Raw genomic sequence first — 19,956 nt, 5'->3', positions numbered from 1 at the left:
ACGCTCGGGCCGGTGCGCACGCTCGGCCGCAGCGGAGTCGAGGTCGGTTCCCTCGCCTTCGGCGCCGCGGTGATCGGCAACCTCTTCACCGAGGTCGGCGAGGAGCAGGCGCACCAGGCCGTGACCGCCGCCTGGCAGCGAGGCATCCGCTACTTCGACACCGCCCCGCACTACGGCATCGGCCTGTCCGAACGCCGCCTCGGCGCCGCCCTGCGCGCCCACCCGCGCGGCGCGTACACGCTCTCGACGAAGGTCGGCCGCCTCCTGCAACCGTGGGACCGGGGCGGCGACGACCTCGCCCACGGCTTCGCGGTCCCCGCCACCCACCACCGCGTCTGGGACTTCAGCGCCGACGGCGTACGACGCTCCCTGGAGGCCAGCCTGGAGCGGCTCGGCCTCGACCGGGTCGACGTCGCCTACCTCCACGACCCCGACGACCATGCCGAACAGGCCTTCCGGGAGGGCTACCCGGCCCTGGACAAGCTCCGCGCGGAGGGCGTCGTCGGCGCGATCGGCGCGGGCATGAACCAGTCGGAGATGCTCACCCGCTTCGTCCGCGACACGGACGTCGACGTGGTGCTGTGCGCCGGCCGCTACACCCTCCTCGACCAGGACGCGCTCACCGAACTGCTCCCGGCGGCCGTGGCCCGCGGTACGTCCGTCGTCATCGGCGGCGCCTTCAACTCCGGCCTGTTGGCCGATCCGAGGCCGGGCGCGACCTACAACTACGCCGCCGCACCGGCCGGGTTGCTGGACCGCGCGCTGCGGCTGAAGGCTGTCGCCGACCGGCACGGCACCACCCTGCGCGCCGCCGCGCTGGCCTTCTGTGCCGCCCACCCGGCGGTCGCGAGCGTCCTCGTCGGGGTCCGTTCGGCGGCCGAGGTCCACGACTGCGCCGACCAGTTCACGGCCACCGTCCCCGCCGCCTTCTGGCGGGAGCTGCACGACACCGGGCTGCTGTCCACCGACGCCCCCGTGCCCGCCGAGGAGCCGTCATGAGAGTGGCCCTGCACACCAAGGTCCGCGCCGACCGGATCGCCGAGTACGACGCCGCCCACCGCGAGGTCCCGGCCGAACTCACCGACGCCATCCGGGCCGCCGGCGCCACCTCCTGGACGATCTGGCGCAGCGGCACCGACCTCTTCCACCTCCTGGAGTGCGAGGACTACGCCCGCCTCCTCGCCGCACTGGAGGGACTCCCGATCAACATCGCCTGGCAGGCCCGGATGGCCGAACTCCTCGACGTGGTGCACGACTACTCCGGCGAGGGCGCCGACGCCGGCCTGCCCGTCGTGTGGGAGCTGCCATGACGGTCGACGCCCACCACCACGTCTGGGACCTGTCCGTCCGGGACCAGGACTGGATCGACCGGCACAGCCCGCTCCGCCGCGACTTCACGACGGCGGACCTCGCACCCGAGGCGGTCGCGGCCGGTGTCGACCGCACGGTGCTCGTCCAGACGGTCACCGTCGCCGAGGAGACCCCGGAGTTCCTCGCCCTCGCCGCCGCCCACGACCTGATCGCGGGAGTCGTCGGCTGGACCGACCTCACCCGCCCGGGCGTCGCCGACGAGCTGGCCCGGCTCGGGGAACTCCCCGGCGGGCGGTACCTCAAGGGCATCCGGCACCAGGTCCAGGGCGAGCCGGATCCGCGGTGGCTGCTGCGCCCGGACGTCCGCCGCGGCCTGGGAGCCGTCGCCGCGGCGGGCCTGGTCTACGACCTGGTCGTGCAGCCCCACCAGCTCCCCGCCTGCGTCGAGGCGGCGGCCTCGATACCCGAACTCACCTTCGTCCTCGACCACTTGGGCAAGCCGCCCATCGCCTCCGGCGCCCTCGACACCTGGGCGTCCGACCTCCGTGCCCTCGCCGCCGTCCCCAACACGGTCGCCAAACTCTCCGGCCTGGTCACCGAGGCGGCCCCCGGCCTCTGGAGCGTGGAGGACCTCCGCCCGTACGTGGACACGGCCCTGGATGCCTTCGGCCCGGACCGGCTGATGTTCGGCTCGGACTGGCCGGTGTGTACCCTCGCGGCGACGTACGGCGAAGTGCACGACGTGGCACGCCGGTTGACGAGCCCGTCCGAACACGCCCGGATCTTCGGGACCACCGCCACCCGCGTCTACGGACTCCGGCCGTCCGCGAAGTCCGAAGGGCCCGCGAAGCCCGCGGAGTTCTCCTAGGACCCGTCCGGCCCGGAGCGTCAACGGCTGCCCGTCGCCGGTCGCCCCCACCCGGGCCGTCACCGCGGTCACGACTGCCGGCTCATCCCCGCCAACCGGGTGGGCGGCAAGTACTCCCGCACATACGTCCGTTCCCAGTACGCGCCCGTCTCCCGCAACTCCCGCCACGACGTGTACCGGTACCGGAAGAGCCGGGCCCGGATGTGGCGCGGGGGCGCGTCGGGCGGGAACGGGGAGTACCGCAGAAGCCCGAGGGTGTCGCGGTCGTTCTCCAGGAGCCGTTCGACCAGCACGCCGAACCAGGTCCCGGCGTACGCGGGCGACAGCGCGGCGAACCACATCATCCAGTCGAGCCGCAGATGGTAGGGCGCGAACTGGCGTGGCCGACGCCGGACATCGCCCGGCTTGCCCTTGAACTCGTACTCCCGCCAAACGGATTCCTCGCGCGGAACGTCGTCGGCCGTGCCCTCCACGATCACCTCGTAGCGGATCCGGCTCACGCTGCCGAAGGCGCCGTAGCTGTTGACCAGATGGAGCGGGTCGAAGGAGCGGTTCATGACCTGGCGGCGCGAGATCATGTTGCGGACCGGGTGGAAGGAGAGCCCGACCAGCAGGGCCGCGACCGCGAGCACCAGCGCCTCGTACCAGAGCGGGGCGTCGGGTGCCGGCGAGGGATCGGCCGGGAAGCCCACCGCCGACAGGGCCAGCACGACGGTGATCCAGTTCAGCCAGGCGAAGTTGCCCGACAGCACCAGCCACAGCTGGGTGAGGATCATCAGCGAGGCCGCCGCGGTGGCGACCGGCCGCGGGGTGAACAGCAGGAACGGCACCACGAGTTGGGTGACATGGTTGGCGGCGGCCTCCACCCGGTGCAGGGGCCGGGGCAGATGGTGGAAGAACCGGCTCAGCGGGCCCGGCATCGGCTGTGTCTCGTGGTGGAAGTCCAGGCAGGTCAGCTTCCGCCAGCACGCGTCACCGCGCATCTTGATCAGGCCCGCCCCGAACTCGACACGGAACAGGACCCAGCGCAGCAGGAACAGCACGACCACCGGCGGGGCCACCTCGTCGTTGCCGAGGAGGACGGCGAGGAAGCCGACCTCCAGCAGCAGGGACTCCCAGCCGAAGCCGTACCAGGTCTGGCCGACGTTCACGATCGACAGGTACAGCACCCACGGCACCAGCCAGAGCAGCATGGCCGCCCACAGGGGGACGCGGGAGTCGAGCCCCGCGATCAGCGCCGCCGACACCATGCACCCCGTCCACGCGCAGACCGCGAAGAACCGGTCCGAGTAGTGCAGTTGGAAGAGGCTCGGGGCGCGCCGGAAGCGCGTCCGCTCGACGAAGCGGCGCACGGGCAGCAGGCCGCGCTCGCCGATCAGCGCACGGAACTGGAGGACCGCCGTCAGGAACGCCACGAGGTACAGGACGGCCAGCGCCCGCTGGAAGACCAGCCGGCTCATCCCGTACTCGGGTGCGGTGAACCAGTCCACGGCCGTGCGCGCCTCCTCTTCCGGGTCGCCGGATCCACAACTCCACAGGTGACTCTCCGTGCACCTCGCCTCCGCTTGCGTAACCCAAGTGAGTGAAGCAGACAATAGTGGCGAAATGTCCGGGACGGACGGGAGAGTGCGGTGCGCCAACCCACCAGAACCCTCGTCACGGCCTGCGCGCTCTCGACGGCGCTCCTCGTCACCGGCTGCGGCGGCGACGGCGACCAGGACACGAAGCCGACGAGGTCGAGCGGGGACGTCCTTCTCCAGCCGGTCGCCGCGCGGGGCCCGGACCCCTTCACCGACTCCACGGCGACCTCGACGGCCACACCCGCCCCGGTCGCCTCGCCTCCCGTCACCCGAACGCCACAACCGGACCGACCTGGGCCGGTCGAAGGGCGCTCCGTGTCCGGCGGCACACCGGGCCTCTACGGGGGTACCGAGAGGGTCGGCAGCTGCGACGTCGACCGGCAGATCGCCTACCTGACCGCGGACCGGAGCAAGGCCCGCGCCTTCGCCCGGGCCGAGGGCATCTCCCGGACGTCGATCCCGGACTACCTGCGCGCACTGGCGCCCGTCACCCTGCGTGCCGACACACGGGTCACCGACCACGGGTACGGCGGCGGGCGGGCCACCGGCCACCAGTCCGTCCTCCAGACGGGCACCGCCGTCCTCGTCGACAACCGGGGCGTCCCCCGCGTCCGCTGCGCCTGCGGCAACCCGCTCGCGCCGCCGGTGGCGCTGCGGGGGAGTCCGGGCACCAGGGGCCGGCCCTGGGCCGGATACCGGCCCGCCCAGGTGATCGTGGTGGCCCCGACCGTCCAGGTCGTCACCGACATCACGATCATCGACATCGTCGACCACACCTGGATCGAGCGGCGCGTCGGCCACGACGTCCGCCACGACCGCGTCGTACCCGCGCCGGATCCCCTGCCCCCGACGCCGACCCCCTCCCCGGACGAGAGCACCTCGGCGTCGGAGTCGGCGTCCGCGTCCGCGTCCGAGTCGGCATCGGGAGACCCCCTGTCCGAATCCGCGTCGGAGTCCGCCACCGACTGCGTGACCCCCACCCCCGCCCCCACTCCCACAGTCACCGTCACGCCGGGCGCCACCGACGACGTGACGACCGACGAGCCCACGGACCTCCCGACCGGCGACCCCACCGGCACCGACCCCGGCCCCGGCACTGACACCGGCACGGCCTCGGACGAGGTCGCGGACTGCCCGACAGGGACCGTCACGGCCACGCCCCCGGCGAGCGAGCCGGAGGGCCCACTCGTCCCGTCCGACGGCACGGACGTGCCCGGTTTCGGGACGACGGTCCCCGGGGAGCCGACCGCCGTGTACCCCACGGCCGAGGATCCCGCCGCCGTTCCGGACTCCTTCGACACCACGGACGAGATCGGCCCCGAGAGCGTGCCGGACACCCCCGACCTGCCCGACGGCGGCGGTCTGATCCCCGACGACCCGGCCGCCACGGACGGCGTCTTCGGCAGCCCCGCGAGCGCCTTCGGCAGCTGAACGCCCGACCGGGCGCCTGACCTGTCCCTGCCCGCGCCGCCGCCCGGCTCCTGCCCGCGTTCCCACCCGCCCCTCGCCCGCCTCCCGGTCGAGGAATCGGACAAATCCTGGCAAGGTGGCCCCATGGTTGATCGGGGAGCGAGCGCCCTGTCACTCCCGGACGACTGGCCCGCCCACCCGGATCCGATCCTGGCGCTCAACCGCATGGGCAGCTTCGACTGGGACCTGGACACCGGTCTGTTCCACATGGACGCCCAGGCCCACGAGGTCTTCGACCTGCGTCCCGACGAGTACGACGGGCACCCCCTGAGCCTCGCCGTCCGCGTGCCCACCGCCGAGGGCCTCCGCCTGGACGCCCTGGTCGCCCAGGCCATCAAGAGCGGCAGCGAGAACTACGGCGCCTACTTCCGGCTCCGCCGCCGCGACGGCACCCTGCGCTGGACCCACACCCAGGGCTACATCCGGCGCGACGAGACGGGCCGCCCGCGCCGCATCATCGGCATCGTGCGCGACGCCACCCAGGAGATCGGCGAGATCGAGTCCCGCCGGGAGCAGGCCGCCCAGGACGAGGCCCGGCGCCGGCAGACCAACGTGGTGCAGCTCACCACGGCCGCCCTCGCGCACGCCCGCACGGTGGACGACGTCATCGACATCCTCAAGGACACCCACGGCCTCATCCACCTCGGCGCCACCAGCCTGGTCTTCGGGCTGGTCGAGGCCGGCCGTATCCGGCTGGTCGCCGAGGGCCCGGCGGGCAGCTTCGTCCCGGGCACCGACGTCACCCGGATCGACGAGCCCTACCCGATGAGCGACGCCGTCCGCACGCTCAGCCCCTGCTTCATCGAGTCGCCGGAGGAGTTCGCGGACCGGTACCCGATCCTCTGGCCGCACATCACCGGCCTGAACATCACCTCGGCCGCCTACCTCCCGCTCATCGCGGAGGCCCGCCCGATCGGCGTCATGGGCCTGCTCTACAACGACCGGCGCGGCTTCTCGCCCGAGGACCGCAACGTCCTGATCGCGCTCGGCAGCAGCATCGCGCAGAGCCTCATGCGGGCCATGCTGTACGAGCAGGACAAGGACCTCGCCACCGGCCTCCAGCAGGCGATGCTGCCGCGCACCATCCCCAGCGTGCCCGGCGCCGACGTGGCGGTCCGCTACCGTTCCGCCTCCCTGGGCCGGGACATCGGCGGTGACTGGTACGACGTGATCCCGCTGCCCGGCGGCCGGGTCGGGGCGGTCATCGGAGACGTCCAGGGGCACGACACCCATGCCGCCGCGGTCATGGGCCAGCTGAGGATCGTCCTCAGGGCGTACGCCGCCGAGGGCCACACCCCGGCCGCGGTGATGGCCCGCGCCTCGGGTTTCCTCCACGAACTGGACACCGAACGGTTCGCGACCTGCCTGTACGCGGAGGCCGACCTGGCGACCGGCGTGGTCCAGGTGGTCAGGGCCGGTCACATCGACCCGCTCGTGCGCGGACGCGACGGCAGCTGCCGTCGCGTCCGCGTCGAGGGCGGGCTGCCGCTCGGCCTGTCCGCGGAGTTCGGGCGGCTCGAATACCCCGTGGCCACCCTCGAACTGGATCCCGGCGACACCCTGCTGCTGTGCACCGACGGCCTGGTCGAACAGCCGGGCGTCGACCTCGACGAGGGTGTGCGGACCCTGGCGGCCCTCATCGCCACCGGCCCGGACGACGTCGCCGACCTCGCCGCCTGCCTCATCGACGTGGCCGAGGAACGCGGCGGCGACGACGACGTCGCCCTCCTCCTGCTGCGCCGCCATGGTCTGGACGCCCGCCGGTCCCTGGGCCGGCTCCAGCAGCACGTGGCACCCGGCGACCCCGAGGCCCTCACCGGGGCCCGGCACATGATCCGGACCGCGGTCGTCGCCTGGGGCGCGCGCGGCCTCCGCGACGAGATCGAACTCGTCGCCGACGAACTCATCACCAACGCCCTCATGCACACCGAGGGCTCCGCGATCGTCACCCTGCGGGTCCTCACCGGCGGTGGCCGTCGGCTGCGCGTCGAGGTCGAGGACTCCTCCAGCGCCCTGCCGCGCCGACGCGAGGCCGGCGAGTCGGGCGTGTCCGGGCGGGGCCTGCTCCTCGTCGACCTGCTCGCCGACGTGTGGGGCGTGGAGGCGCGGGGCGGCGGCAAGTGCGTGTGGTGCGAGTTCCTGGTGCCGGGGCCGAGCTGAGCGCGACGGCGACCGGTGGCACTCTGGACGTATGCCGGAACTCCCCGAGGTCGAAGCGCTGAAGGACTTCCTGACCGAGCACCTCGTCGGCCACGAGATCGTCCGGGCGCTGCCCGTCGCGATCAGCGTCCTGAAGACGTACGACCCTCCCCTCACCGCCGTCGAGGGCCGCGAGGTCACCGCCGTGCACCGGCACGGCAAGTTCCTCGACCTGGAGACGGACGGCGGCCCGCACTTCGTGACCCACCTGGCCCGCGCGGGCTGGCTGCACTGGAAGGACCGGCTCCCGGACGGCCCGCCCCGCCCCGGCAAGGGCCCCCTGGCCCTGCGGATGGCCCTGGAGACCGGCGCGGGCTTCGACCTGACGGAGGCCGGCACCCAGAAGCGCCTCGCGGTGTACGTCGTCCACGACCCCCGGCAGGTCCCCGGCGTGGCCCGCCTCGGCCCCGACCCGCTCGCCGACGACTTCGACGAGGCCCGTCTCGCCGCCCTCCTCAAGGGCGAACGCCGTCAGATCAAGGGCGCCCTGCGCGACCAGAGCCTCATCGCGGGCGTCGGCAACGCCTACAGCGACGAGATCCTCCACGCCGCGAAGATGTCCCCCTTCAAACCGACGTCGACCCTCACCCCGGAGGAGACGGGACGGCTCTACGCGGCGCTCCGCAGCACCCTCGCCGAGGCGATCGAACGCTCCCGGGGCGTAGCCGCCGGCCGCCTCAAAGCGGAGAAGAAGAGCGGCCTACGCGTCCACGGCCGCGCCGGCGCCCCCTGCCCCGTCTGCGGAGACACCATCCGCGAGGTCTCCTTCAGCGACTCCTCACTCCAGTACTGCCCCACCTGCCAGACGGGCGGCAAGACCCTGGCGGACCGCAGACTGTCCCGACTCCTGAAGTAGTCAGCCCCTCGTGCCCAGCTTCCGGACGAAGTGGTCGGCGATCTCCTGCGGACCGAGCGTGGCGGACAGGTAGGCCGTGGAGGGGAGGATGCCCGGCACTTCGACGTCGTCCAGGCGCACGGGAAGGATGTAGGCCTGGTCCAGTGCCTCCAGCGCCCTGTTCTGAGCGGCCATCTGCTCGTAGCGGGTCCAGCGACTCCTCACATAGGAGTGGGAGACGACGACCACGCAGAAGCGGGACTCCTCCGCGTAGATCTTGTACAGGAGGCGGTAGAGGTTCTCGCCCCACGTGTTGAACTGCTGGTCGGGATAGAAGAAGACTTCCAGGCCGCGGGCTTCGAGGGCGTCGCTGAGCGCCTTCGCGAAGTCATGGTCCTCACTGGCGAACGAGAGGGCGACGTCGTACGTGATGCGGCGTTGCTCCGCGCCGCGCTCCGGCGCCGTGTGCCAGCCGAGACACTGGGCGAGGCTCCCGTCCACCTCGTCCGCCAGCGCGACGTCCGGCTTCGTCCAGTCGAGTGTGTGGTAGTGCCGGATGCGTTCGTGCAGCTCCGGCAGGAACTCGCGGGCCCGTGCGATCAGTTCGGCCGGGGAGAGGAGGAGGACGAAGACGATGCGGGGCTGGTGAACTCGCGTGGTGAGGATCAACTCGGAGGACTTGCGCGGGTCGTATCTGTCCGCGAAGGGGTCGATGAACACGGCGTTGACAGGCGTGTCCTGTCGTTCCAGGTGACGGGTGAAACCGAAGGCGTACTCGGCCGACGAGGCGGTGTGGACCCTGGTGACCGAGGGATGGGCCTCAAGCAGGACGCGGACGCGGTCGGTTCTCTCCCCGTCGCCGATGAGCAGCACAGCCAGTCGTTCCGGTGCGCGTGAACCTGGCCCGGGCGATGCCGGGCTGGGAAACTCCATAAGCGCACATTAGAGAGAAGTCGCCCGGTCGCACAGCAATACGGTCAATCCGCGTCGAGCGTCACCAGGTGGTCCCCGTCGATCGTGCGCACCTCGTAGTGGTCGATCTGGTCGGGGTGCATCGCCGAGCCGCCGTGCATGGTGTTGGGGCGGGCGTCGTGGTCGGGGACGGTCCAGTTGGTGATCGTCTGCTCGGTGCCGTCGTGGCCGATGGCGATGAGGAGACAGGCGCGGGGGCCGGCGCCGTCCTTGACCTCCAACCGGACGTCGCTGCCCCAGGTCTCGTCCGCGGTGGTGAGCTGGGCCCACACTCCCGAGCGTTCGTCGGTCGCGGTGAGCTGTACGGCCGGGGCGCCCTCGGCGCTGTCCGTCATCATCACGACGCCGGTGCCGGCGACGGCCAGCACCACCGAGGCGGCCACGGCGTACAACAGCCGCCTGCGCCCCGCCCGATGCCGGGAGGCCACCTCGCCGAGGAGCCGCTCCAGCATCCGCGGTCCGGGCTGCGCCGTCGGGTGGACCACCCGCGGTGTCGCTCGCCGGTACAGCATCAACTGCCGGGTCGCGGGCCCGAACTCGGTCACGTGTGCCGCGCAGCGGGGGCACTCCATGAGGTGGTCCTCGAAGCGGAACGCGTCCGCCTCGTCCAGCACGCCGAGCGCGTACGCGCCGACGTCGCGATGCCTCTCCAGGGACCTCATGACGAATCCTCGTGCCGTTGGGTGCGGGTGGGGTTACTCCTTGCTCCCACCGGTACGCACCAGCCAGCCGAATCACTCAAGGCCCTTGCAGAATCGTAACCAAGGGGTTCGGAGCGGCCGGACCCCCGGATTGGTCCGAGTCGAGACCTGTCTAGAAAAGGTGGATGGCCAGGTGTCCCAGGGGCAATCCCAGCTGCCAGGCGGGCGTCCACACCTTGGGTCCTTCGTCCTCGCCGATCACCGGACCACCGCCCGGCACGGCGTTCAGATCGGGCGCGAGGAGCTCGGTCTCCTCCAGCCAGCGCCAGGCCGCCCGGGCCAGATCCAGGTCGGGCGCGGGGTCGCCGGAGGCCACCGCGTCGGCGGCGAGCGCGGTCATCCGTTCGCTCACCCAGTCCTGCCAGGGCTGGTCGTACGCCGTCAGCGACAGCCAGTTCTCCAGCTGTGAGACGACCTGGATGCCGGACAGTTCACCGTCGGCGTCGGACAGGAAGATGGTCAGGGCCAGGGCGTCCCGCCCGGCCCGGAACTCGAAGGACGTCGGCGGCATCAGATCCCCGGACCGCAGCAGCTCGTCGGCGATGTACTCGGCGTACAACCAGGCCATGGGGACGGTCAGTTCGCCGCCGTCCGTGCTCTCTTGACCTCTGTGCAGCATTCCTTCCTGCCTTCCTCCGGTGCGTGCGCGTCGCCCGTCGCCGGGCCCCAGTGCGGAACACGGATGAGGACAGCCGATTACTCAACCGGGGTCAGGGGCAAGGCACTTTACGGAGGCTTGACTCGGCCATGGGTTTCACCGCAGGTCGGCCGCGTATCCGGGAAGCACCCGGCGCAGGGCGCGCAGCGCGTAGTACGCGCGGGACTTCACGGTACCGGGCGGAATCCGGAGGATCTCCGCGGCCTCCGCCACACTCGCCCCCTGGAAGTACACCAGCACCAGGACTTCACGGTGCTCGGGAGTGAGTGTCTTCACAGCCTCGCGCACATCGAGGGTGGCGGCAGCCCGCTCGGCGTGGTCGCCGCACACCCGGGCGTTCTCCAGGATCGCGTCGCCGACCTCCGCGGGCCGCGCCTGCCGGGCGCGCCGCGCGTCTATCGCGAGCCGCCGCCCCACGGTCAGCAGCCACGGCCGTACGGACTCGAAGTCGTCGGCGCGCAGTGCCTCGGGATGCTGCCAGGCGCGGACGAGGGTCTCCTGCACCAGGTCCTCGGCGCGCTGCCGGTCACCGTCACAGAGCCGGAGCAGGAGCGCGAAGAGGGGCCGGCCGTGCTCCCGCTGCAGTGCGGCGAGCTCGTGCTCGGCGGTCGTCCCGTTCGTGAGCGTGGTTCCGGCCGTCATGGCCGTATGGCACATCAGGGTGCCGTTCCCGGCCAGGGCGGGCGCACAGGTCTGCGGCGGACGGTCGATCGCGTCGACGAACGGTTCGACGAACGGTCGGATCCGGCCGTTCAGCCGCTCCGGACGGGCTAAGGGGGCGGGGAGGTTGTTTAGGGGCACCTCCCGTACCGGTACCTATTTGTGCGTAAATATGACCACTGTGGGGTGAGCTGATGATTGCACGCAGACAGCAGGTGGCCCTGGCCCTCACGGCCCTCCTCGCCGCGGGCGCGGCCTGCCAGGCCCATGGCGAACAGGGCGACCGGGGCGAGGGGACTCCCGCCCGGCCGGGACGTCACGCGCCCACCGCCGCCGGGGGCTTCACGCTCGTCGCCTCCGGTGACGTCCTCCCGCACAGCTCCGTCATCGACCGCGCCCGCTTCGACGCGGGCGGCACCGGCTACGACTTCCGCCCCATGCTCGCCGGTGCCCGACCGGTCGTCTCGCGCGCCGATCTGGCGCTGTGTCACATGGAGACCGTCTACGGCGAGAACGGCGACTACACCGGCTACCCCACCTTCAAGTCCCCGCCCGAAGTGGCCGCCGCGCTCGCCGCCACCGGCTACGACGGCTGCTCCACGGCCTCCAACCACAGCCTCGACGACGGCGCCGGCGGCATCCGCCGCACCCTCGACGCCCTCGACCGCGCGGGCGTACGCCACGCCGGTTCGGCGCGCACCGAGTCCGAGGCCGGCACCGTGACGATGCTGCGGGCCGGCCCCGCGAAGGTCGCGCACCTCGCCTACACGTACGACACGAACGGCTTCCCGCTGCCGCAGGGGCAGCCCTGGGCCGTCGATCTGATCGACGAGAACAGGATCGTGGCGGACGCGCGGGCGGCCCGGACCGCGGGCGCCGACGTGGTCGTCGTGTCCATGCACTGGGGCACCGAATGGCAGGACGAGCCCGACGACCGGCAGCTCACCCTGGCCCGCGCCCTCACCGCCGCCCGCACGGGGAGCCGCCCCGACATCGACCTGATCCTCGGCACCCACGCACACGTCCCGCAGGCGTACGAGAAGGTCAACGGCACCTGGGTGGTGTACGGCATGGGTGACCAGATCGCCGGCGAGATGTTCAACCACCAGGGCGTCCAGGACCCGCGCGGCAACCAGTCCACCCTCGGCCGTTTCACCTTCGTCCCGCCCGTCCGGGCGGGGGAGCGCTGGCGGGTCGCCAAGGCGGAGTTCGTGCCCCAGCTCTTCGATGTCGACGCCGGCCGGGTCGTCGACCTCAACGAGGCGCTCGCCCGGGGCGCCGACGTGCGGGGCGTGCGCGACCGCGTCCGGGACGTCGTCCTCGGCCGGGGCGCCGCGAAGGACGGGCTGGTGATGGGGGAGTAGCCCGGTTCCGGTCCGGATGATGCCGGGAGGGGGCGGTCCGGGTGCGCCGGGGGACGTCAGTCGACGTCCACGTGGTCGAAGGTGCGCACCATCTCGGTCAGTACCCGCACACACGCCCGCACCTCGGCGTCGGTCAGCTCGCCGCCCACCTGCCGGTTGAGGGTGTGTTCCCGGGCCAGCACCGCGGAGATGGTGTCCCGTCCCGTCTCGGTGAGCCGGATCAACGAGGACCGCTGGTGCGCCGGATTGGGCGTGACCTCCACCCAGCCGTGCTTCGCCGCGTCGTTGACCATGCGCTGCATGAACTGCCGGCTCAGGGCCTGGTCGCGGCCCATCTGAGGAACCGTCATGGGCCCGTTCTGGCGCAGCAGGTTCAGTACGGCGCGCACTCCGGCGGACGCGCCCTCGATCGGTTCGGCCTGCTCCACCTTGCGCGCCGCACGCCGGTAGAGCGGGCCGACCAGGTCGAAGACCTCGGTGAGGCGGCGGCCGAGTGCGTCGGGGTCCAGGGGGGTGCCGGTGTCGCTCATGACGACCATCATGACACCTTGGTTGCCATATTCCCCCCGGTCATGACACCTTGGTTGTCATGACTGCTGCCTCCGAGCTTCACGTCTTCCCGTCCGCCGACGGCGACCTCGCCTACCTCGACACCGGCTCCGGCGACCCCGTGGTCCTGCTCCACGCAGGATTCGTCGACCACCGGTTCTGGGCCGACCAGATCCCCGCCCTCGCCGCCGGACACCGGGTGATCGTCCCGGACATCCGCGGCCACGGCTCCTCCGCCAACGCGAGCAGGCCGTTCCGCTGGGCCGACGACCTCGCCGCCCTGCTGCGCCACCTCGACGCCGGACCCGCGGTCCTCGTCGGCCTGTCGATGGGCGGACTGGTCGCCACCGACACCGCGCTGGAGTACCCGGAACTCGTCCGCGCGGTGGTCACCTGCGGAGCCGCGACCGGCGACTTCCGGTACACCGACCCCTGGCACCAGGAACTCCAGGCCGAGTACGCGCGCACCCTGGGCGCCGGAGACATCGAGGGCTGGCTCGCGGCCTATGCGCGCGGCGTGCACGGCGAGCACCGGACCGCCGACGACATCGACCCGGACATCCTGCGCCGCCTGCGGGAGATGGCCCTCCACTCGATCGCGAAGCACACACCCGGCGAGAAGGACTGGCACGTCCGCGTGACCGACTCCTGGTCCCGGCTGCCGAAGATCGAGGTCCCGGTGCTCGCCCTCAACGGCGGCCTCGAACCCGCCGCCATGCTCGACGCGGCCGAACGCCTCGCCGCCGCCGTCCGCGACGGCCGCGCGGAGACGATCGAGGGCGTCGGCCACTACCCCAACCTGGAGAAGCCGGACGTCTTCAACCAGGCCCTGCTCGACTTCCTCCGCGGCCTCTGAGCCCGAAGCCGCCGACGGGGCCGCCCCGTAGCCGCCTACCGGCGGCTACGGCACCACGGTCACCGGCCAGCGCCCCGCCTTCACCAGCCGTACCGCCACCGAGCCGACGATCCGGTGGCCGGCCTGCTCCGAGGCACCCACGACGACCGCGTCCGCGGTGAGGTCGTCCGCCGCCTTCACCAGGCCGTTGTAGGGGTCGCCGCGGAAGGTGTGGAACTCCCAGCGCACGTCGAATATCCCCTTGGTCCGCTCGGTGGCGTCCCGGATCTGGGCGACGAGGTCCTCGGCGATCTCGTCGGTCGTGTCCGCGACCGACGCGCCGAGCGCCGCCCCCGCCGCGAGCACGGGCTGCACGTACACGACCGCGAGCAGCGCGTGCTGTCTCCGGGCCAGACCACCGGCATACGCCGCCGCGCGGAGCGAGGAGTCGGAGCCGTCCACGCCGACCACGATGACCTTGGGCCCGTCCGTGCCCCGCTCGAACCGGTGCGAGGGCGAATGCGAGTGCTGCTGTTCCGTCACGGCTGTGAGGCTATCGGAAGCCGCAGGTCCCGCCCCCGCGCAGGTCCCGCCCCCGCCCGGGACCTCTCGACGGGCGAGGACGCCGGGCTGTTCCTACAGTCGGAACATGAGTGCCACCGCGGAGGCAGCCCCGCCGAAGGACACCACGGGCCCGGAACGGCCCCCCGGAACCGGATCCCTCAGCAGGGTGCCCGAGGGCTTCGCGGCCTTCTTCGGCGCCCTCGGGCTGCTCTGCGTGCTCCTCGCGCTCATCCCGCCCCTGCGCACCCTGCTCCGCCCGGTCGTCCGCTTCCTCGACCAACTGCTCGTCCCGGTCAGCGCCAACCTCGCCTACGCCGTCTTCCTGTTCCTGCTGGCCGCCGCGACCGCCGCCCGTAAGAAGATCGCCTGGTGGCTGGTGGTCGTCTACCTCGGCCTGCTGATCCTGACCGACGCCCTCGGGATCGCCCTCGGCCTGTACGGCGACTCCATCCCCTCCCTCGTGGTGTGCGCCCTCGCGCTGGCCCTGCTGGTCGTGGCCCGCCGGGAGTTCTACGCCGCCTCGCGCCGGGCCGCCGTACGCCGGGCGCTCCTCGTCCTGCTCGCCGGACTGGTGACCGGGATCCTGGCCGGCTGGGGGCTCGTCGAGCTCTTCCCCGGCACCCTGCCGCACGGCCAGCGCCTCGCCTGGGCCGCCGACCGGGTCTGCGGCGGCCTGGTCTCCGGTGGCTCCTACGACGGCCGCCCGCCCCGCCCCCTGTTCGTCCTGCTCGGCCTCTTCGGCGCCCTCGCCCTGCTGAGCGCCTGCGCGACCCTCTTCCGCTCCCAGCGCATGGAGGCCGCCCTGCACGGCGACGAAGAGGCCCGCATCCGCGCCCTCCTGGCCCGTTACGGCGAGCAGGACTCCCTCGGCTACTTCGCCACCCGCCGCGACAAGGCCGTCGTCTTCTCGCCCAGCGGCAAGGCCGCCGTCACCTACCGCGTCGAGGCCGGCGTGTGCCTGGCCAGCGGCGACCCGGTCGGCGACCGGGAGGCCTGGCCGCGCGCCATCGCCGCCTGGCTGGACATCGCCCGCCGGCACGCCTGGGCGCCCGCGGCGATGGGTGCCTCCGAGGACGGCGCCAAGGCCTTCGCCCGGGCCGGACTCGGCGCCCTCCAACTCGGTGACGAGGCCATCCTGCACGTGCCCGACTTCGACCTCACCGGCCGGGAGATGCGGGTGACCCGGCAGGCCGTGCACCGCGTCCGCCGCACCGGCGCCACCTGCCGGGTGCGCCGCCACCGTCTCCTCACCGACGAGGAGATGGAGGAGATCGTCGACCGGGCCGACGCCTGGCGCGACACCGAGACCGAACGCGGCTTCTCCATGGCCCTGGACCGCCTCGGCGACCCCGCCGACGGCGACTGCCTCCTCGTGGAGGCGCTCGCCGAGGACGGCCGCCTGCTCGCCCTGCTCTCCCTCGTGCCCTGGGGCACGGACGGCATCTCCCTCGACCTGATGCGCCGTGACCGCAGCGCCCCCAACGGCGTCATGGAGTTCATGGTCGCCGAACTGTGCGCGCTGGCCCCCAAGATCGGCGTGCGCCGGATCTCCCTCAACTTCGCCGTCTTCCGCTCGGTCTTCGAGGAGGGCGCCCGCATCGGCGCCGGACCGGTCCTCAGACTCTGGCGGCGCCTGCTGCTGTTCTTCTCCCGGTGGTGGCAACTGGAGGCCCTCTACCGCTCCAACGCCAAGTACCGCCCCTCCTGGTACCCCCGCTTCATCTGCTACGGCGAGACCGGCGCCCTCGCCCGGATCGGGATGGCGTCCGGGATCGCCGAAGGCTTCGTCTCCGTACCGTCGTTGCGCAAACTCTGGGGAAAGGGGCACCCGAAGGGCGGGCACCGGCCGGCCACCACCGAAGGCCTGCCGTCGCTCTCGGTGCTCGGCCTCGACGGAGGGGACGGGACCGGGACCGGCGAGCCGGACGCGGACCTGCCCGAACAGGTCCGCGTCCGGCATCGCACCCTCGACCGGCTGCGCGCCGACGGCACCGACCCCTACCCGGTGGGCGTCCCCGCCCGCACCCACGCCCTCGCCGACGTCCGCGAGGGTGAGCAGGTCACCGTGGCGGGCCGGATCATGCGGGTCCGCGACTTCGGCGGCATCGTCTTCGTGACCCTGCGCGACTGGTCCGCGGACCACCAACTCGCCCTCACCCGGGAGCACTCGGGCCCGGCACTCGACCGCTTCACCGCCGACACCGACCTCGGCGACCAGGTCACCGCCACCGGCGTGGCCGGAGTGAGCGGCAAGGGCGAGGCGACCGTCTTCGTCACCTCCTGGCAGCTCCTCGGCAAGTGCCTGCGTCCCCTCCCCGACAAACGCCGGGGCCTGACCGACCCCGAGGCCAAGGTCCGCATGCGCTACCTCGACCTGGTCGCGAGCCCGGACGCCCGCGACGTGGTCCGCGCCCGCTCCGCCGCCGTCCAGGCGCTGCGCCAGGGCCTGTTGGAGCGCGGCTACCTGGAGGTCGAGACCCCGATGCTCCAGCAGATCCACGGCGGCGCCAACGCCCGCCCCTTCACCACCCACATCAACGCCTACGACCTCGACCTCTATCTGCGCATCGCCCCCGAGCTGTACCTCAAGCGGCTGTGCGTGGGCGGCCTGGAGAAGGTCTTCGAGATGGGCCGCACCTTCCGCAACGAGGGCGTCTCCTACAAGCACAACCCCGAGTTCACGATGCTGGAGGCCTACCAGGCGTACGCCGACTACGACGTGATGCTCGACCTCACCCGCGAGCTGATCCAGGGTGCCGCGCGGGCCGCCTTCGGCTCGCCCGTCGCCCGCAAGGACGGCAAGGAGTACGACATCTCGGGGCCCTGGCCGGTCAAGACGGTCCACGGCGCGATCTCCGAGGCCCTCGGTGCGGAGATCGACGCCGACACGGAACTCCCCGCGCTGCACCGGCTGTGCGACCGCGCGAACGTGCCGTACACCGCCGACGACGGCCGCGGGGACGTCGTCCTGGAGATGTACGAGCGGCTGGTGGAGGAGCGGACCCAGCTGCCGACCTTCTACAAGGACTTCCCCACCGACGTCTCCCCGCTCACCCGCCAGCACCGCACCGACCCGCGGCTCGCCGAACGCTGGGACCTCGTCGCCTTCGGCACCGAACTCGGCACCGCCTACTCCGAGCTCACCGACCCCGTCGAACAGCGCCGCCGCCTCACCGCCCAGTCCCTGCTCGCGGCCGGCGGCGACCCCGAGGCGATGGAACTGGACGAGGACTTCCTCGACGCCCTCGAATACGCCATGCCGCCCACCGGCGGCCTCGGTATCGGCGTCGACCGGCTCGTCATGTTCCTCACCGGCCTGACGATCCGCGAGACCCTCCCCTTCCCTCTGGTACGCCGCCGCTGACGGTGCGCCGCGCGGGTGAGGCCGGGCCCGCCACCCCACCGCGACAGTGGGCCGGGCGGGTGGAATCGTGCCGCCGCCCCGGTGTTGCTGTGGTGCGTCGGGCCCGGCTTGGGCGACTGATGAGTCATGACGAAGGATCAGTTGCTCACACGACTGCTCACCCGGCGCCGGACGCTGCTCGCCGGCGCCGCCGCCTGCGGAGCCGCCGCCACGGCCGGAGTGCTGGCCGCGGTCACCGGCGGCGAGCCGGCCCGGCCCGCCGCCCCGGCCGCCGGCCCGCCGGCGCGACGCGCGCTCAAGCCCTCGGCCTACCGCCTCCAGCCCCTGACCGGATACGGCCCGCCCAAGACCGCGCCCGCCCGGACCCAGGTACGGCACGAGCCGTTCCTGCGGATGTCCGGACGCGGCCGTTCCATGGTGCTGACCTTCGACGACGGGCCCGACCCCCGCTACACCCCGGACATCCTGGACACCCTGGCCGAGTACGACGTCCAGGCGATGTTCTTCGTGTGCGGGGAGATGGCGGCCGAGCACCAGGACCTGCTGTCCCGGATGGCCGACGAGGGCCACGTCGTCGGCAACCACACCTGGTCCCACCCGCTGCTGACCCGCCTGAGCCGCGGCCGGATCCGCTCCGAGATGGAACGCACCTGCGACGCCATCGAGGAGGGCTACGGCGAGCGGCCCCAGTGGTTCCGCGCGCCCTACGGCGCCTGGAACCGCGCCGCCTTCCAACTCGGCGCCGACCTCGGCATGGAACCCCTGGCCTGGACCGTCGACACCCTCGACTGGACCACCCCCGGCACCCGGACCATCGTCGGACGGGTGGAGAACGGCGCCGCCCCCGGCGTCGTGGTGCTCTCGCACGACGCCGGGGGCGACCGCACCCAGAGTGTCAGAGCGCTGCGCGATTATCTGCCACAACTGCTCGATTCCGGCTACCACATCAACGTCCCGCGACGACACCACACCTGACGGGAACACACCGCCCGCCCGGTCGGGGAACGCTCAGCGGACCTCGACCAGGCGGGCGAAGGCGACGACGTTGCCAGCGTAACCGCTCTGCTTGGAGAAACCGCCCCCGCAGGTGATGACCCGCAATTCGGGGCTCCCCTTGGAACCGTAGACACGGTCGCCGGGGAAGTTGTTCTTCTCGAACACCTCGATGCCGTAGATCTCGAAAACGGCGGTCTTTCCGTCCTTGCGGGAGATCTCGACGCGATTCCCCTTCTTCAGGGCCCCGAGTCCGTAGAACACGGCGGGGCCCTGCTTGTTGTCGACGTGACCGACGACGACCGCGGTGCCCTTCTCGCCGGGGGAGACCGCACCGGTGAACCAGCCCGCCAGGTTCGGGTCCTCCGGCGGCGGCGCGCCGACCCAGCCGTCCGCGTCGAGGCCGACCGGGATGACCGGGGCGTCGACCTGGATCGCGGGCAGCCTGACCCGGTCGGGAACGGAGTACGGCAGCGGCTCGGGTGCTCTGGCGAAGGTGGAGCCCGGCAGCCGGCTGTCCGCCGCGGCCGCCGACGCGGGCTGCGGGGGCCCGACGTCGAACTCTCCCGAGCCATTGCGAATGAGCGCGAGGCCGGTCAGCAGAACAAGCGCTATCACGCCCCAAGGAGCGCGCTTCTTCCGCTGCTCCTCCTCTTCGGCCAGTCCGGCCAGTTCGGACGCAGACATTCGACTTCCCCTCTCGACACGGCCGTCGCCACGTCATTTGCGCCTACTCATTCGCGCATACGAGAACGCTAAGTCGCGCGAGGGAAACCGGCGACGGGGCGGACGCGAACGGGTGGCTCGTGCCGCCCGTGGTGAGCCATCCGAGTTGCCACCCACAGGAATTTTCTGACGGTCCGTGACCTGCGGTGATATCCGATTGTGTGCTTTCCCCCCGGCGTGTCCTCTCACCAGGACGGACCATTCCCGAAATGCGGGTCGGCGCACGGCATCTGAGGGTTTTGGCGGGAGGCGCTTTCTCGCCGATCTACCGGGGACCGTTCCCGGGGCGTCTTCCGCGGAGGATCAC

At 72.1% G+C, this 19,956-nt stretch carries 18 protein-coding genes; 10 read left to right on the top strand and 8 right to left on the bottom strand.

The window, feature by feature from the left end; translation table 11 throughout:
- Positions 1-12: 12 nt before the first annotated feature.
- Genes ACZ5VD_RS06835 through ACZ5VD_RS06825 form a run of 3 tightly spaced genes read left to right on the top strand, consistent with a single transcriptional unit; the run spans position 13 to position 2,179 of the window.
- On the top strand, positions 13-999 hold the full coding sequence (locus ACZ5VD_RS06835) for an aldo/keto reductase (protein ID WP_468681202.1): 987 nt from the start codon (positions 13-15) through the stop codon (positions 997-999).
- Positions 996-1,310 carry an L-rhamnose mutarotase gene (locus ACZ5VD_RS06830; protein WP_468548463.1) on the top strand — a complete coding sequence of 105 codons (315 nt, stop codon included), beginning with the start codon at positions 996-998 and terminating at the stop codon, positions 1,308-1,310. The genes ACZ5VD_RS06835 and ACZ5VD_RS06830 overlap by 4 nt, the downstream gene beginning before the upstream one ends.
- Positions 1,307-2,179, top strand: coding sequence for an amidohydrolase family protein (locus ACZ5VD_RS06825; protein ID WP_468548464.1), 873 nt, complete (start codon positions 1,307-1,309; stop codon positions 2,177-2,179). Before ACZ5VD_RS06830 ends, ACZ5VD_RS06825 begins: the two co-directional genes overlap by 4 nt.
- Positions 2,180-2,247: 68 nt before the next feature.
- Here the strand turns inward: ACZ5VD_RS06825 and ACZ5VD_RS06820 are convergent, their stop codons facing one another.
- Positions 2,248-3,669 carry a lipase maturation factor family protein gene (locus ACZ5VD_RS06820; protein WP_468681200.1) on the bottom strand — a complete coding sequence of 474 codons (1,422 nt, stop codon included), beginning with the start codon at positions 3,667-3,669 and terminating at the stop codon, positions 2,248-2,250.
- A gap of 141 nt (positions 3,670-3,810) precedes the next feature.
- Between ACZ5VD_RS06820 and ACZ5VD_RS06815 the strand changes: the two genes are divergently transcribed.
- From ACZ5VD_RS06815 to ACZ5VD_RS06805, 3 genes are all read left to right on the top strand, one after another.
- Entirely contained in the window at positions 3,811-5,190 is a 1,380-nt protein-coding gene (locus ACZ5VD_RS06815; RefSeq protein ID WP_468681198.1) for a DUF6777 domain-containing protein, read from the top strand.
- 123 nt (positions 5,191-5,313) lie between these two features.
- A complete protein-coding gene (locus ACZ5VD_RS06810) occupies positions 5,314-7,389 on the top strand; it encodes a SpoIIE family protein phosphatase (protein WP_468681196.1) in 2,076 nt (691 codons plus the stop codon).
- A 31-nt stretch (positions 7,390-7,420) separates the two neighbouring features.
- Entirely contained in the window at positions 7,421-8,284 is an 864-nt protein-coding gene (locus ACZ5VD_RS06805) for an Fpg/Nei family DNA glycosylase (protein ID WP_468548468.1), read from the top strand.
- On the opposite strand, the gene ACZ5VD_RS06800 is transcribed toward ACZ5VD_RS06805, so the two are convergent.
- The 4 genes from ACZ5VD_RS06800 to ACZ5VD_RS06785 form a co-directional block, all read right to left on the bottom strand.
- Positions 8,285-9,136, bottom strand: coding sequence for a TIR domain-containing protein (locus ACZ5VD_RS06800; protein WP_468681194.1), 852 nt, complete (start codon positions 9,134-9,136; stop codon positions 8,285-8,287).
- A 104-nt stretch (positions 9,137-9,240) separates the two neighbouring features.
- The gene (locus ACZ5VD_RS06795; protein WP_468548470.1) at positions 9,241-9,897 is read right to left on the bottom strand and encodes a zf-HC2 domain-containing protein; all 657 of its coding nucleotides are present in this window, start codon (positions 9,895-9,897) and stop codon (positions 9,241-9,243) included.
- Between the two features lie 151 nt (positions 9,898-10,048).
- Entirely contained in the window at positions 10,049-10,555 is a 507-nt protein-coding gene (locus tag ACZ5VD_RS06790) for a hypothetical protein (RefSeq protein ID WP_468548471.1), read from the bottom strand.
- 135 nt (positions 10,556-10,690) lie between these two features.
- Complete coding sequence (locus ACZ5VD_RS06785) at positions 10,691-11,236, bottom strand: sigma-70 family RNA polymerase sigma factor (protein WP_468548769.1); 546 nt, start codon at positions 11,234-11,236, stop codon at positions 10,691-10,693.
- Between the two features lie 212 nt (positions 11,237-11,448).
- Here ACZ5VD_RS06785 and ACZ5VD_RS06780 point away from each other — a divergent pair, with 212 nt between their 5' ends.
- Positions 11,449-12,618: a CapA family protein gene (locus ACZ5VD_RS06780; RefSeq protein ID WP_468681192.1), complete on the top strand. Its 1,170-nt coding sequence runs from the start codon at positions 11,449-11,451 to the stop codon at positions 12,616-12,618.
- Between the two features lie 56 nt (positions 12,619-12,674).
- Here the strand turns inward: ACZ5VD_RS06780 and ACZ5VD_RS06775 are convergent, their stop codons facing one another.
- Positions 12,675-13,148: a MarR family winged helix-turn-helix transcriptional regulator gene (locus ACZ5VD_RS06775; RefSeq protein WP_468548473.1), complete on the bottom strand. Its 474-nt coding sequence runs from the start codon at positions 13,146-13,148 to the stop codon at positions 12,675-12,677.
- Between the two features lie 59 nt (positions 13,149-13,207).
- Between ACZ5VD_RS06775 and ACZ5VD_RS06770 the strand changes: the two genes are divergently transcribed.
- Positions 13,208-14,023, top strand: a complete 816-nt coding sequence (locus ACZ5VD_RS06770) for an alpha/beta fold hydrolase (protein WP_468681190.1) — start codon at positions 13,208-13,210, stop codon at positions 14,021-14,023.
- Positions 14,024-14,068: 45 nt separating this feature from the next.
- Here the strand turns inward: ACZ5VD_RS06770 and ACZ5VD_RS06765 are convergent, their stop codons facing one another.
- Positions 14,069-14,545, bottom strand: a complete 477-nt coding sequence (locus ACZ5VD_RS06765; RefSeq protein ID WP_468548475.1) for a universal stress protein — start codon at positions 14,543-14,545, stop codon at positions 14,069-14,071.
- A 106-nt stretch (positions 14,546-14,651) separates the two neighbouring features.
- Here ACZ5VD_RS06765 and lysX point away from each other — a divergent pair, with 106 nt between their 5' ends.
- Positions 14,652-17,930, top strand: a complete 3,279-nt coding sequence (gene lysX, locus ACZ5VD_RS06760) for a bifunctional lysylphosphatidylglycerol synthetase/lysine--tRNA ligase LysX (RefSeq protein ID WP_468548476.1) — start codon at positions 14,652-14,654, stop codon at positions 17,928-17,930.
- A gap of 126 nt (positions 17,931-18,056) precedes the next feature.
- A complete protein-coding gene (locus tag ACZ5VD_RS06755) occupies positions 18,057-18,905 on the top strand; it encodes a polysaccharide deacetylase family protein (protein ID WP_468548477.1) in 849 nt (282 codons plus the stop codon).
- A gap of 33 nt (positions 18,906-18,938) precedes the next feature.
- Here the strand turns inward: ACZ5VD_RS06755 and ACZ5VD_RS06750 are convergent, their stop codons facing one another.
- A complete protein-coding gene (locus ACZ5VD_RS06750; protein WP_468548478.1) occupies positions 18,939-19,610 on the bottom strand; it encodes a class F sortase in 672 nt (223 codons plus the stop codon).
- Between the last annotated feature and the right edge of the window lie 346 nt (positions 19,611-19,956).

This window comes from Streptomyces sp. NPDC032822 (genome assembly GCF_055578825.1).
This window is presented reverse-complemented; position numbering and strand designations above follow the sequence as displayed.